Here is a 13,525-nt window from a genome sequence, read left to right on the forward strand (position 1 = left end):
CAGGCACCTACACAGGAATCCAGACTAGATGTCCGCTTACAAGATCACCGAACACAAGTACGACATGGTCGTGGTGGGCGCCGGCGGCGCCGGCCTGCGTGCCACGTTCGGCCTGGCCGCCAAGGGCCTGCAGACCGTGTGCCTGACCAAGGTCTTCCCGACCCGTTCGCACACCGTCGCCGCCCAGGGCGGTATCTCCGCCGCGCTCGGCAACATGGGTGAGGACGACTGGCGTTACCACTTCTTCGACACCATCAAGGGGTCGGACTGGCTGGGCGACCAGGACGCCATCGAATACATGTGCCGTGAGGCCATTCCGGCCATCATCGAGCTCGAGCACTACGGCGTGCCGTTCTCGCGTACCGCCGAAGGCAAGATCTACCAGCGCCCGTTCGGTGGCATGACCACCAAGTACGGCGAAGGCCCGGCGGCGCAGCGCACCTGCGCGGCGGCCGACCGTACCGGCCACGCGATGCTGCATACGCTGTACCAGCAGTCGCTGAAGCACGACGCGCGCTTCATGATCGAGTACTTCGCGCTCGACCTGATCTTCGACGACGAAGGCGTCTGCCGCGGCGTGCTGGCCCTGGACATGTCCGACGGCACGCTGCACCTGTTCCGCGCCCAGGGCGTGGTACTGGCCACCGGCGGCTACGGCCGAGCCTATTTCAGCGCAACTTCCGCGCATACCTGCACCGGCGACGGTGGCGGCCTGGCCATGCGTGCCGGCATCGCCATGCAGGACATGGAGTTCGTGCAGTTCCACCCGACCGGCATCTACGGCGCCGGCTGCCTGATCACCGAGGGTGTCCGCGGTGAAGGTGGCATCCTGCGCAACAGCAGCGGCGAGCGCTTCATGGAGCGCTATGCACCGCATTACAAGGATCTGGCATCGCGCGACGTGGTCAGCCGTTCGATGACCATCGAGATCCGCGAAGGCCGCGGTGTCGGCGAGCACAAGGACCACATCCTGCTCGACCTGACCCACCTGGGCCCGGGCGTGATCGATGACAAGCTGCCGGGCATCGCCGAGAGCGCCCGCATCTTCGCCGGCGTCGACGTGCACAAGCAGCCGATCCCGGTCATCCCGACCGTGCACTACAACATGGGTGGCATCCCGACCAATTACCACGGTGAAGTGGTGCGCAAGGTCGGCGACAACCCCGATGCCGTGGTGCCGGGCCTGTACGCCATCGGCGAAGCCGCCTGCGTGTCCGTGCACGGCGCCAACCGCCTGGGCTCCAACTCGCTGCTGGATCTGGTGGTGTTCGGCCGCGCGGTGGCCAACCGCTGTGCCGAGACCATCAAGCCGGGCGCGGCGCACAAGCCGCTGCCGGCCGATGCCTGCGACAAGGCGCTGGGCCTGCTGGACAAGCTGCGCCACGCCAACGGCGATACCCCGACCTCGGTCATCCGCGACCGCATGCAGCGCACCATGCAGGCCGACGCGGCCGTCTTCCGCACCAGCCAGACGCTGAAGGAAGGCTGCGAGAAGATGGACAAGATCTTCGATTCGTTCCAGGACGTGAAGGTCTCGGACCGTTCGCTGGTGTGGAACTCGGACCTGATCGAGACCTACGAGCTGAACAACCTGCTGCTCAACGCGGTGGCGACGATCAACTCGGCCGAACAGCGCAAGGAAAGCCGCGGCGCGCATGCGCACGAGGACTTCCCGGACCGCGACGACGTCAACTGGCAGAAGCACACCCTGGTCAGCGTCGACGAGAAGGGCAAGTGCAGCTTCGACTACCGTCCGGTGCACATGTACACGTTGACCGATGACGTGTCCGTGGTGCCGCCGAAGCCGCGCGTGTACTGATCCGACCCCGCCTACCATGCAATCCGCGCCTTGAGGGCGCGGGCCGCCTGAGCCAACGAGAGCAGCCATGGCCGAGTTTTCACTCCCCAAGAATTCCAAGATCACGAAGGGCCAGCACTTCCCCGTCAAGAACGGCGGCAAGAACGTGCGTACCTTCAAGATCTACCGCTGGAGTCCGGACGACGACAGCAATCCGCGCACCGATACCTATGAGGTCGATCTGGACGCCTGCGGTCCGATGGTCCTGGACGCGCTGATCAAGATCAAGAACGAGATCGACCCGACCCTGACCTTCCGTCGCTCCTGCCGCGAAGGCATCTGCGGTTCGTGCGCGATGAACATCGACGGCACCAACACGCTGGCCTGCACCCGCGCCATCGCGGACTGCGGCAAGAAGGAAGTGCCGATCTACCCGCTGCCGCACATGAACGTGGTCAAGGATCTGGTGCCGGACCTGACCCACTTCTACGCGCAGTACGCCTCGATCAAGCCGTGGATCCGCACGCAGACCCCGGCGCCGCCGGATCGCGAGCGCCTGCAGTCGCCGGAAGACCGCAAGAAGCTCGATGGCCTGTACGAGTGCATCCTGTGCGCCTGCTGCTCGACCAGCTGCCCGAGCTACTGGTGGAACGGCGAGCGTTACCTGGGGCCGGCGATCCTGCTGCAGGCCTACCGCTGGATCATCGACTCGCGCGATGAGGACACCGGTGCGCGCCTGGACGATCTGGAAGATCCGTTCAAGCTGTACCGCTGCCACACCATCATGAACTGCGCCCGCACCTGCCCGAAGGGCCTGAACCCGGCGCTGGCGATTGCCGAGATCAAGAAGCTCATGATGGAGCGTCGCGCCTGATCCATCCCGCATGCGGCCGCATCGACGGCGGTCGCACGCACCCCAGCCGAGCCACGCCATGCGTGGCTTCGCTGTATCTGGAGGCCTGCAATGGATGAAGAGACCCTGCTGAAGAAGCTGCGCTGGCGCTGCCGGCGTGGCATGCGCGAACTGGACCAGCTGTTCGAACGTTACCTCGACCGCGAATGGAGCGCTGCGCCGACCGAAGAGCGCGAGGTTTTCCTGTTCCTGCTCGACTGTGAGGACGATAAATTGTGGCGCTGGTTCATGGGCTACGAGGTCTGCCCGCATGCGCACGCCATCCCGCTCATGGACAGGATCCGCGCCCTCAAGCCTTGAGTGGCGCCCTTCACGGCTGCAGGCGGGTGCCCAGCTGGCGGTACTGCTCGCCGCCCCCTGGCTGCTGCGCGCTTCGGATCTGCCCCGAGACGCCCTGGTTCCCGTCGTACTGCTGGTCTGGGCGCTGGGCCTGGCCGAGCTCTTCTGGCGCCTGCGCCGGCCGAAGGTGAGGGTGTGCCTGCCGGCGTTGCCCGCTCCGCTGCAGGTGGCGGGGCAGGCGCTGGACGCTCCACAGCTGGTGATCCGTGGCCCGTGGCTGTTGCTGCATGGGCGCCAGGGGCGGCGGCAGCGGCGCCTGCTGTTCTGGCCGGATGTGCTCGATGCCGGGCAGCGACGTGAACTGCGACTGGCCGTCGCCGCACGCGCCGTTTCCCGTCGAGCCCGGTCGATGGCACCATAGGCTGAATCGTCCGGCGTGCCTGCATGTTCAAACCCATTCCCGTGGCCATCGGCCTGCGCTACCTGCGCGCCAAACGCCGCAACGGCTTCATCTCCTTCATTTCGATGGCATCGATCCTGGGCATCGCGCTCGGCGTTACGGTGCTGATCACCACCCTGGCGGTGATGAGCGGCTTCCAGAAGGAAATCCGCAGCCGCCTGCTGCAGATGACGGCGCACACCACCATCAGTCGCGACGGCGAGCCCATGCCGGACTGGATGCGCGTGGTGGACGTGGCCAACAAGGACCCGCGCGTGGCGGGCGCCGCACCCTATATCGAGATCCAGTCGATGATCAGCGGCCCGCGCGTGCAGGGTGCGATCATCCAGGGCATCGACCCGGCACTGGAGCCGAAGGTGTCGGTGATCGACCAGAAGGTGGTCAAGGGCAGCTACGACAGCCTGAAACCCGGCAGCTTCAATCTGCTGCTGGGCAAGGAACTGGCGATCTGGCTGGGCGTCGATGTCGGCGACCAGGTGCTGGTGACCTTCGCCGAAGTGCAGGGCACACCTGCAGGCGCCGTTCCGCGGATGAAACGCTTCACCGTCAGCGGTATTTTCGAGGCCGGCTACAACGAGGTCGACCGCGGCGTCGGCTTCGCCAACATGAAGGATCTCGAGCGCGTACTGCGCGCCGATGGCGCGACCGGCGTGCGCCTGAAGCTGCACGACATGGACCGCTCGCTGGAAGTCGGCGTGGACCTTGCGCAGAATCTCGGCGGCGCCTATCGCGTGAGTGACTGGACCCAGCAGAACGCCAATCTCTACCACTCGCTGCGCATGGAGAAAGTGGTGATGGGCATCCTGCTGTCGCTGATCATCGCCATGGGCGCGTTCAATCTGGTGTCCTCGCAGGTGATGCTGGTCACCGACAAGCAGGCGGACATCGCCATCCTGCGCACGCTTGGCCTGACCCCGGCCGGGGTGATGCAGGTGTTCATGGTGCAGGGCTCGTTGATCGGCATCTTCGGCACGCTGGCCGGACTGATCGGCGGCATCACCCTGACCTTCAACCTGGAACGCATCCTCGGTGCCATCGAGCGCGTGTTCAACGTCAAGCTGCTGCCGGAAGACGTGTACTACATCACCGGCCTGCCGACGGACATGCAGACCGGCGACGTGGTGGTGATCACCGTGGTCGCACTGCTGATGAGCTTCCTGGCCACCCTGTATCCCGCCTGGCGGGCGGCACGCACCCAGCCGGCGGAGGCCCTGCGCTATGAATGAAGCCTTTGACCGCGGCCAGGAAGTGATCCGCGCCGAGCACCTCGGCAAGATCTATGCCGAAGGGCGCATGCAGACCCCGGTATTCGACGGCCTGAACCTGACCGTCACCGCGGGTGAAACCGTGGCCATCATCGGCGCGTCCGGTGCAGGCAAGAGCACGCTGCTGCACCTGCTGGGGGGACTGGACGTACCCAGTGCCGGCGAGGTGTACGTGGCCGGTCAACGCATGTCGGCGCTGTCGGATACCGCACGTGGCCTGCTGCGCAACCAGGCGCTGGGCTTTGTCTACCAGTTCCATCACCTGCTGCCGGAATTCACCGCGCTGGAAAACGTGATGATGCCGCTGCTGCTGTCCCGCTCGCATTCGCCGATGTCGCAGCGGGCGATGTTCGCCGGCCTGGGCGTGGTGGGGACGGCGCTGGCCAGCATCGTCAACGGGGCCACCGCCTTCGTCCGTGGTCGTCCTGAAGTGGAGGAGGCGGCCGCGCGCGCAACCTTGCTGCTGGAGTCGGTCGGGCTGGGCCATCGCCTGGACCACAAACCGGGTGAGCTTTCCGGTGGCGAGCGCCAGCGTGCGGCGGTGGCGCGCGCGCTGGTGAACCATCCGGCCTGCGTGCTGGGCGACGAGCCGACCGGAAACCTGGACGATCGCACGGCCGGCACCGTGTTCGACCTGATGCTTGAACTCAATCGTGCCCGCCATACCAGCCTGGTGCTGGTCACCCACGACCGCGGCCTGGCGCGGCGCCTGGACCGGGTGCTGGAACTGCGCGAAGGGCGCCTGCACGAGCTGGCCCACGCCGACGTCTGAGCGGCCGGCAACGTGCACCTCCCGGCGCCTGAACGGTGGCGCCGGGATTCTCGCCGCCCATACCCGGGCAGGCGCATGATGGCCCCCGGTTCCCCGTGGAGATCGACATGAAGACCCCGCTTGTGATCGCAGGGCTCTGCCTTGCCCTGGCCGCGTGTGCGACCACCGGCCGCCTGAGCAGTGCCGAGCGGCTGGACCTGTACCGGGCGCACGCCGGCGCACCGCAGAATGACATGCAGTTCTTCGGCAGCCTCAACGGCTGGACCGAACTGGGCGACAGTGCACTGGCGGTATGGACCCGGCCCAGCGAGGCCTACCTGCTGGAATTGAACGGCCCCTGCCAGGATCTGTCGTTTGCGACCGCCATTGGCCTGACCAGCCGCATGAACCGCGTGTCGGCCCGCTTCGACAAGGTGCTGGTCCGGGACCCGACCGGAGGCCCGCGCCTGCCGTGCTTCATCAGCAGCATCCGCAAGCTTGACGTGAAGGCGCTGCGTGCTTCGGAACAGGAGCTGCGGCAGGCGCAGGTGCAGGAGCGCGAGGAGCCGGCGAACTAGGCCGGCGCCATCTCCGGATCAGGCTTCCGGGATGAAGCCGGCGGGCTTCTCCGCGTCCTTCTCGAACAGGAACTTGACCAGTTCCCCTTCCAGGAACGCGCGGTGCTTCGGGTCGCGCGGTGACAGGCGGTTCTCGTTGATCAGCATCGTCTGGTGCGCCAGCCATGCCGCCCAGGCCTGCTTGCCGATGTGGTTGAAGATGCGCTGGCCCAGTTCGCCCGGATAGGGCACGAAGTCCAGGCCCTCGGCATCGCGTTGTTCGTACTGGCAGAAGACGGTTCGGGGCATGGCACTCACTCGTGGTTGCGGGGTTTCTTGGATCTGCGTTGTGGCGGTTTGATCGCGGTGCCATCAAGCAGCTTGCGGATGGGAGCCGGCAAGCCCAGCGTCGGCAGTTCGTCGGCGGTGACCCAGCGCAGCGAGGATTCTTCCACGCGCAGGCCGCGTACCTGTCGCGACAGGATCTGCAGGTGCAGCCTGTAGTGGCTGAAGGTGTGCTGCAGCACCGGCAGCTCGTCGGCATCTTCCAGCGAGCCGTCCACGTGTGCATCGAACCAGTCCTGCAGCGCTTCACCGGCGTCGGCCTGCGGCAGGGTCCACAGTTGCGCCCAGATGCCGGTCTCCGGTCGCTTCTGCAGCAGCACGCGCTGCTGGGCATCGCGCAGCAGCAGGGCCACGGCTTCGCGTTCGGGCAGGGCCTTGCCGGGCTTCGGCGTGGGCAGCTCGGCGGTCCGGCCTTCGCGGCGCGCCACGCAGTCCTGCTGCTGCGGGCAGATCACGCAGGCGGGCCTGGCGCGGCTGCACACGGTGGCACCGAGGTCCATCTGCGCCTGCGTGTAGTCGGCCATCCGGCCATCCGGCACCTGGGCCGCGTGCGCTTCGGCGATGGCCCACAACTGCTTTTCGATGGCTGGCAGGCCGGGGAAGCCTTCGATGCCGTGATACCGGCTGAGCACGCGCTTGACGTTGCCGTCGAGGATCGGGAACCGGTCGTTCCAGGCCTGGCTGAGGATCGCGCCCGCGGTGCTGCGGCCGATGCCGGGCAGCGCATGCAGCGCGTCGAAATCACGCGGCAGTTCGCCGTCATGCAGTTCCACGCAGCGCTGGGCCGCCGCATGCAGGTTGCGCGCACGGGCGTAGTAGCCCAGCCCGGCCCACTGCGCCATCACCGCATCGTTGCTGGCCGCGGCCAGCGCGGGCAGGGTCGGGAAATGCTGCAGGAACCGCTGGAAGTACGGGATGACCGTGGCCACCTGGGTCTGCTGCAGCATGATCTCCGACAGCCAGACCCGATAGGGGCTGCGCGGATGCTGCCAGGGCAGGTCGTGGCGGCCGTGGTCGTCGAACCAGTGCAGCAGGCGGGCGACGAACGGGTCGCCCGCGGGCACGACGGTGGCCTCAGGCACTGCCAAGCGCTTCGGGCAGCAGCGCGTCGACGAAGGCTTCCGGATCGAATTCACGCAGATCTTCCGGGCGCTCACCGATGCCGGCGAAACGGATCGGAATGCCGAACTCGCGGGCCAGTGCGAACACCACGCCGCCCTTTGCGGTGCCGTCCAGCTTGGTCACCACCAGGCCGGTGACGTTCACCGCGGCGTTGAACTGGCGCAGCTGCGACAGCGCGTTCTGGCCGGTGGTGCCGTCGATCACCATCAGCACCTCGTGCGGCGCAGCGGGATCGATCTTGCCGAGCACACGACGGATCTTGCCCAGCTCGTTCATCAGGCCGGACTGGGTATGCAGGCGGCCGGCGGTATCGGCAATCAGCACCGACGTGCCGCGCGCCTTGCCGGCCTGCAGCGCGTCGTAGGCCACCGAGGCGGCGTCGGCGTTCTGGCCCTGGGCCACCACGGCCACGCCGTTGCGCTCGCCCCAGGCCTGCAGCTGGGCCACGGCAGCGGCACGGAAGGTATCGCCGGCGGCCAGCATCAGGCTGTGCCCGTCGTCCTTGAAGCGCTTGGCCAGCTTGCCGATGGTGGTGGTCTTGCCGACACCGTTGACGCCAACGGTCAGCACCACGAAGGGCCTGGCGTTGCGATCGATCACCAGTGGCCTGGCGACCGGCTGCAGGATCGCGATCAGGTCGGCACGCAGTGCGCCCAGCAGTGCGTTGGCATCGGCGAACTCACGTGCCTTCATGCGTCTGCGCAGGCCTTCGACCAGCTCGGTGGTCGCACCGACGCCGACATCGGCGGTGATCAGCGCGGTTTCCAGTTCGTCCAGCAGGTCATCGTCGAGCTTGGGATTGCGCGAGAACAGGCCGCCAAAGCTGCGCGCGATGACGCTGTTGCGCAGGCGTTCGCGCCAGCCGGACTTGCCGGCGGGGGCCGGTGCGGCATCCACCAGCACCGGCAGGTCGGCGGCCGGTGCGGAGGGCTGCTGTGCGGGGATCACCGGAGCCAGCGGGGCGAGCACGGCGGCGGCGGCACGTGCCTCGGCCTCGAAGTCTTCCGGTGCCAGGACGCGTTCGGTCGCTGCCGGCGCCGGCGGGGACGCCGGGGCAGCGGCGGGCGGCGCCGGGACGGGCACCGCCTCAGCTGGAGCCACGGCTGGCGGGGCGTCGGCTACGACCGTGGTGTCCTCGACGGGCGCGGCCGACGGGAATGCCGCCGCCAGCTCTTCAGCCGAGTAGTGCTGGGTCTTGGGCGCGTCCGGTGTGGCGGCGTCCTGGGGCTTCTTGCGGCGGAAAAAACTGAGCATTGGCAAAAGGCGCTGAAATCAGAGGGATATGCTACCACCCGGGCCCGTCTGCCCGATGTGGACTCAAGGTCGCGGCCGGGCAGCCGCTAATGGCTTCGGAGGGCTGCACCGAGTGGCCCGGAGACCGCCATGGACAACGTGATGGCAACGGCCTGGAGCGGCATGCGGGCAGCAGGGCAAGGCGTGCAGGTGGCCGCGCACAACGTGGCCAACCTGGCGACAGCCGATGCACCGCGCCTGCAGTTGCAGCGCGCGGCGGTGGAGCAGGGTGGGGTGCAGACCCGGGTGACCGCTGCCGGCGCCGATCCCGCCGCGCCGCTGGCTGATCTGCTGGCGGCAAACGCGGAGGTGGTGGCCTTCGCCGCCAACGCTTCGCTGGTCCGCCGCCAGGACCAGATGCTGGGGTCGCTGCTGGATCGCCGGGCCTGAGCAGCCCGGCCTGGCAGATGCCAGCCAGCGCCCGGCAGCGCCGGGTCATGCCCGGCGACCACCGTGCGTGTCAGGCCGACAGCTCCAGCAGCAGCTTGTTCAGGCGCGCAACGTAGGCGCCCGGGTCCTTCAGGCTGTCGCCGGCCGCGAGCGCGGCCTGGTCGAACAGCACGCGGCCGAGATCATCGAAACGATCACCATCGGCCTCGCCATCGAGCTTGGCGATCAACGGGTGCCCCGGATTGATCTCCAGCACCGGCTTGCTGTCAGGCACCTTCTGGCCGCTGGCTTCCAGGATCTGGCGCATCTGCAGCCCCAGATCCTGTTCGCCGATGGCCAGCACCGCTGGCGAATCGGTCAGCCGGTGCGACACGCGGACTTCGGCCACGTCGTCGCCGAGCACCGCCTTCAGCCGCTCGATCAGGGCCTGCTTGTCCTTGGCCGCCGCTTCCTGTTCCTGCTTGTCCGACTCGGTCTCCAGCGCGCCGAGGTCGAGGTCGCCACGGGCGATGTCGACAAAGCCCTTGCCGTCGAAGTCGGTCAGGTAACCCATCAGCCATTCGTCGATGCGGTCGGTCAGCAGCAGCACTTCCACGCCCTTCTTGCGGAACACTTCCAGGTGCGGGCTGTTGCGGACCTGGCTGTAGCTCTCGCCGGTCAGGTAGTAGATCTTGTCCTGGCCTTCGGCCATGCGACCGATGTAGTCGGCCAGCGAGACGGTCTGGGCATCGCCCTCGCCACGGGTGGAGGCGAAGCGCAGCAGGCCGGCCACCTTCTCGCGGTTGTTGTAGTCCTCGGCCGGTCCTTCCTTCAGCACCTGGCCGAATTCCTTCCAGAACGTGGCGTACTGCTCGGGCTTGTCGGTTGCCAGCTTCTCCAGCATGTCCAGCGAGCGCTTGGTCAGCGCGGCCTTCATCGAATCGATGACCGGGCCCGACTGCAGGATCTCGCGCGAGACGTTCAGCGACAGGTCGTTGGAATCGACCACGCCCTTGATGAAGCGCAGGTACAGCGGCAGGAACTGCTCGGCCTGGTCCATCACGAACACGCGCTGGACATACAGCTTCAGGCCCTTGGGCGCATCGCGGTGATACAGATCGAATGGTGCACGGCCCGGCACGTACAGCAGCGAGGTGTACTCCAGCTTGCCTTCGACCTTGTTGTGGCTCCACGCCAGCGGATCGCTGTGGTCGTGTGCCACGTGCTTGTAGAACTCGCTGTACTCGGCGTCGCTGATCTCGGTGCGCGGACGGGTCCACAGCGCGCTGGCACGGTTGACGGTTTCCCATTCGACCGCCGCGCCCTCTTCACCCCCCTCTTTCGGCATCTGGATCGGCAGGCCGATGTGGTCGGAGTACTTCTTGAGGATGCTGCGCAGGCGCCAGCCATCGGCAAAGTCGTGTTCGCCGTCCTTCAGGTGCAGCACGATGCGGGTGCCGCGCTCGGGCTTGTCGAGGGTCGCGACATCGAAGTCGCCTTCGCCGCGCGAGGTCCAGCGCACGCCTTCGCTGCTGGCCAGGCCGGCCCGCCGCGAGGTGACTTCGACTTCGTCGGCGACGATGAACGCGCTGTAGAAGCCGACACCGAACTGGCCGATCAGCTGCGAGTCCTTCTTCTGGTCGCCGGACAGCTGGCGCAGGAAGTCGCCGGTACCGGACTTGGCAATGGTGCCGAGGTGGGCGATGGCCTCGGCGCGGCTCATGCCGATGCCGTTGTCCTCGATGGTGATGGTGTGGGCGGCCGGGTCGAAACTGACGCGCACGCGCAGGTCGCTGTCGTCTTCCAGCAGGGACGGCTGGGTCAGCGCCTCGAAGCGCAGCTTGTCGGCTGCGTCGGCGGCATTGGACACCAGCTCGCGCAGGAAGATCTCCTTGTTGGAGTACAGCGAGTGGATCATCAGCTGCAGCAGCTGCTTGACTTCGGTCTGGAAGCCAAGGGTTTCGGTCTGGGTCGTCTCGGTCATCGATAGGGCTCCGTGTGCAATGCCGCGCCAGCGCGTGCGGCCTCGCCAAGGGGTAGGGGTGATTGTCCCGAAATCAAGGGGGTTGGTCGGGCAGGGCGGCGCCCTGCACCCGCAGAGGCCAGAGCAAAAGCAACAGCGTGCATTCCGAGGGATGGCGGGGCACTGTGGGTTCGCGGGGGCGCCGTGAATCCGTCCATGGAGGCTTGGTCGCCGCATCCATGCGGCTCACACCCCGCGAACCCACAGTGCCCCGCCTTCGACAGTTGGCCGGTGGCCACTAGATCCACGCCGTGCGTGGATGAAATCTCTCAGATCTCGAGATCCAAGCCAGGGTCAGATCCGTTTTCCACAGGAAAACGGATCTGACCCCAAGAGCCGTTCCGACAGATCGCAGGAAACGGTCGAAGGCGGAGTGGGTCAGGTTGTGGGGGTGTCCGCGGCATGGATGCCGCGGCCAAGCCCCCAGGGATGGGTTCACGGCGTCCCCCACAACCTGACCCACCCCGCCAACCCACAGCCAGCCTTTGCCGTTGCTCCAGCCGTTGCTCTGGCTTCTGCGGGTGCCGGGCGCCGCCCGGCCGAACTACAATCCCGCTCATGCTGAAATTCTCGAACACCCTCCGCCGGTGGCGCCGATGAGCGGCCGTGGGGGCAATGACGGCCAGGTCCGCATCATCGGCGGGCGCTGGCGCAATACCCGCCTGCCGGTGCCGAACCTGCCGGGCCTGCGGCCCAGCAGTGACCGCGTACGCGAGACCCTGTTCAACTGGCTGATGCCCCGACTGGCCGGGGCCCGCGTGCTGGACCTGTTTGCCGGCAGCGGCGCGCTGGGCCTGGAAGCCGTCTCGCGCGGCGCCGCTCACGCCACCCTGGTCGAGCGCGATGCCCAGCTCGGCCGCAATCTGTCGGCCGCCGTCGCCAAGCTGCAGGCCAGCGCGCAGATCACCGTGGTCCAGGCCGATGCCCTGCGCTGGCTGCAGGGCGCGCCCGCGCAGCAGGCGGATCTGGTGTTCATCGACCCGCCGTTCGCCGATGGCCTCTGGCAGGATGTGCTGGCCCAGCTGCCGCGCCATCTGGCAGCCGACGCCTGGCTCTACCTGGAGTCGCCGGCCGGTCACGTCCCGGTGCTGCCGCCGGACTGGCTGCTGCACCGCGAGGGCGGCACCCGTGAGGTGCGCTTTGCCCTGTACCGCCGCGCCGCTGCTACACTTTGACCTCATCTGAACATCTGCAACCGCCCATGACCGTGGCCAACCGCCGCATTGCCGTCTACCCCGGCACGTTCGATCCGATCACCAACGGTCATATCGACCTGGTGAACCGGGCCGCGCCGCTGTTTGAAAAGGTCGTGGTCGGCGTGGCGCAGAGCCCGTCCAAGGGGCCGACCCTGCCGCTGGAACTGCGCGTGCAGCTGGCCCGGGATGCCCTGGGCCACCATGGCAACGTCGAGGTCTGCGGGTTCGATACCCTGCTGGCCCATTTCGTACGCTCCGTCCAGGGCGGGGTCCTGCTGCGCGGCCTGCGCGCGGTGTCGGACTTTGAATACGAGTTCCAGATGGCGAGCATGAACCGCCACCTGATCCCGGAAGTCGAGACCCTGTTCCTGACGCCGGCCGAGCAGCACAGCTTCATTTCGTCTTCGCTGGTCCGCGAGATCGCGCGCCTGGGCGGCGACGTGTCCGGCTTCGTGCCGGCCGCGGTGCTTGAAGCCCTGCGCAGGGTCCGCGAGGCGAAATCGACCCAGTCGTAAGCCCCGCCGTACCCGCACCCCTTACGTACAACACCACGCACCATTCCGGGAGGAAACCATGAACACCACCATGCGCGCGATGCTGATCGCCTCGTTGGCCCTGGCCTTCACCGCCTGCAAGAAGGAAGAGGCCGCTCCGGTCGACGAAGCCAAGCAGGCGCTGGTCGCCCCGTCCAAGGACGACGACGCAGGCTGGAAGAAGTATCTGCAGGAAGTCGCCATCCAGAACATGGGCAACATCTCCAACAGCCCGTTCCTGTACTACCTCTCGCCGGAATCGGACCCGGACTTCCAGGCCAAGTACGAGCGCCAGACCGAGAGCGCGACCCAGGCCGTGGCCCGTGGCGTGCAGCCGGGCAACATGCTGGCCTTCGGTTCGTCGGCCTCGGGCAAGATGGCGGACATGATCCAGGCCGTGTTCAAGGACGTGTCGCCGGATTCGATGAAGGGCGTGCGCGTCGTCTTCATCGGCCAGTCGGCCGACAACGCCCGCGTGCAGGCGGCCGTGCAGCCGACCGGTGCCGAGTACATTTTCGTCGAAGCCAAGTAAGACCGAGCCGTGGCGGCCACGTTGCAACGTGGCCCGGGTGGCGCCTGTAGCGGGCGCCACCGATGACCTGACCGGCCCGCGCGCCCGCG

At 67.3% G+C, this 13,525-nt stretch carries 15 protein-coding genes; 11 read left to right on the forward strand and 4 right to left on the reverse strand.

Annotation, left to right across the window (positions count from 1 at the left end; all coding sequences use genetic code 11):
• Positions 1–28: 28 nt before the first annotated feature.
• From sdhA to AC5P5M_RS09420, 7 genes are all read left to right on the forward strand, one after another.
• On the forward strand, positions 29–1,819 hold the full coding sequence (sdhA, locus tag AC5P5M_RS09390) for a succinate dehydrogenase flavoprotein subunit (RefSeq protein ID WP_053517296.1): 1,791 nt from the start codon (positions 29–31) through the stop codon (positions 1,817–1,819).
• 67 nt (positions 1,820–1,886) lie between these two features.
• Positions 1,887–2,672: a succinate dehydrogenase iron-sulfur subunit gene (locus AC5P5M_RS09395; RefSeq protein WP_053517298.1), complete on the forward strand. Its 786-nt coding sequence runs from the start codon at positions 1,887–1,889 to the stop codon at positions 2,670–2,672.
• A 90-nt stretch (positions 2,673–2,762) separates the two neighbouring features.
• Positions 2,763–3,011, forward strand: coding sequence for an FAD assembly factor SdhE (locus tag AC5P5M_RS09400; RefSeq protein ID WP_053517299.1), 249 nt, complete (start codon positions 2,763–2,765; stop codon positions 3,009–3,011).
• Positions 2,962–3,411 carry a hypothetical protein gene (locus tag AC5P5M_RS09405; protein ID WP_111185440.1) on the forward strand — a complete coding sequence of 150 codons (450 nt, stop codon included), beginning with the start codon at positions 2,962–2,964 and terminating at the stop codon, positions 3,409–3,411. Before AC5P5M_RS09400 ends, AC5P5M_RS09405 begins: the two co-directional genes overlap by 50 nt.
• A gap of 23 nt (positions 3,412–3,434) precedes the next feature.
• On the forward strand, positions 3,435–4,676 hold the full coding sequence (locus AC5P5M_RS09410; protein WP_065174956.1) for a lipoprotein-releasing ABC transporter permease subunit: 1,242 nt from the start codon (positions 3,435–3,437) through the stop codon (positions 4,674–4,676).
• Positions 4,669–5,487, forward strand: coding sequence for an ATP-binding cassette domain-containing protein (locus tag AC5P5M_RS09415; protein ID WP_065174957.1), 819 nt, complete (start codon positions 4,669–4,671; stop codon positions 5,485–5,487). The genes AC5P5M_RS09410 and AC5P5M_RS09415 overlap by 8 nt, the downstream gene beginning before the upstream one ends.
• Before the next feature lie 107 nt (positions 5,488–5,594).
• Positions 5,595–6,044, forward strand: a complete 450-nt coding sequence (locus AC5P5M_RS09420) for a DUF6491 family protein (protein ID WP_053517332.1) — start codon at positions 5,595–5,597, stop codon at positions 6,042–6,044.
• 18 nt (positions 6,045–6,062) lie between these two features.
• Here AC5P5M_RS09420 and AC5P5M_RS09425 read toward each other — a convergent pair whose 3' ends face one another.
• From AC5P5M_RS09425 to ftsY, 3 genes are read right to left on the reverse strand one after another with little or no spacing between them, the layout of a single operon-like run.
• Entirely contained in the window at positions 6,063–6,332 is a 270-nt protein-coding gene (locus AC5P5M_RS09425) for an oxidative damage protection protein (RefSeq protein ID WP_065174958.1), read from the reverse strand.
• A 5-nt stretch (positions 6,333–6,337) separates the two neighbouring features.
• Positions 6,338–7,450, reverse strand: coding sequence for an A/G-specific adenine glycosylase (gene mutY, locus AC5P5M_RS09430; RefSeq protein ID WP_231107715.1), 1,113 nt, complete (start codon positions 7,448–7,450; stop codon positions 6,338–6,340).
• Entirely contained in the window at positions 7,443–8,744 is a 1,302-nt protein-coding gene (ftsY, locus tag AC5P5M_RS09435; protein WP_065181286.1) for a signal recognition particle-docking protein FtsY, read from the reverse strand. The genes mutY and ftsY overlap by 8 nt, the downstream gene beginning before the upstream one ends.
• Positions 8,745–8,873: 129 nt before the next feature.
• Between ftsY and AC5P5M_RS09440 the strand changes: the two genes are divergently transcribed.
• Complete coding sequence (locus tag AC5P5M_RS09440) at positions 8,874–9,173, forward strand: hypothetical protein (RefSeq protein ID WP_128989068.1); 300 nt, start codon at positions 8,874–8,876, stop codon at positions 9,171–9,173.
• 70 nt (positions 9,174–9,243) lie between these two features.
• On the opposite strand, the gene htpG is transcribed toward AC5P5M_RS09440, so the two are convergent.
• Positions 9,244–11,136, reverse strand: a complete 1,893-nt coding sequence (gene htpG, locus AC5P5M_RS09445; RefSeq protein ID WP_053517309.1) for a molecular chaperone HtpG — start codon at positions 11,134–11,136, stop codon at positions 9,244–9,246.
• Positions 11,137–11,771: 635 nt separating this feature from the next.
• On the opposite strand from htpG, the gene rsmD reads away from it, so the two are divergent.
• Genes rsmD through AC5P5M_RS09460 form a run of 3 tightly spaced genes read left to right on the forward strand, consistent with a single transcriptional unit; the run spans position 11,772 to position 13,436 of the window.
• Positions 11,772–12,350 (forward strand): 16S rRNA (guanine(966)-N(2))-methyltransferase RsmD, encoded by a 579-nt coding sequence (rsmD, locus tag AC5P5M_RS09450; protein ID WP_053517311.1) that lies wholly within the window; start codon positions 11,772–11,774, stop codon positions 12,348–12,350.
• 26 nt (positions 12,351–12,376) lie between these two features.
• Complete coding sequence (gene coaD / locus AC5P5M_RS09455; protein ID WP_053517312.1) at positions 12,377–12,886, forward strand: pantetheine-phosphate adenylyltransferase; 510 nt, start codon at positions 12,377–12,379, stop codon at positions 12,884–12,886.
• A gap of 58 nt (positions 12,887–12,944) precedes the next feature.
• Entirely contained in the window at positions 12,945–13,436 is a 492-nt protein-coding gene (locus tag AC5P5M_RS09460; protein WP_053517314.1) for a hypothetical protein, read from the forward strand.
• Positions 13,437–13,525: the final 89 nt, after the last annotated feature.

Source organism: Stenotrophomonas sp. YJH_SMC_106-19, from assembly GCF_059368375.1.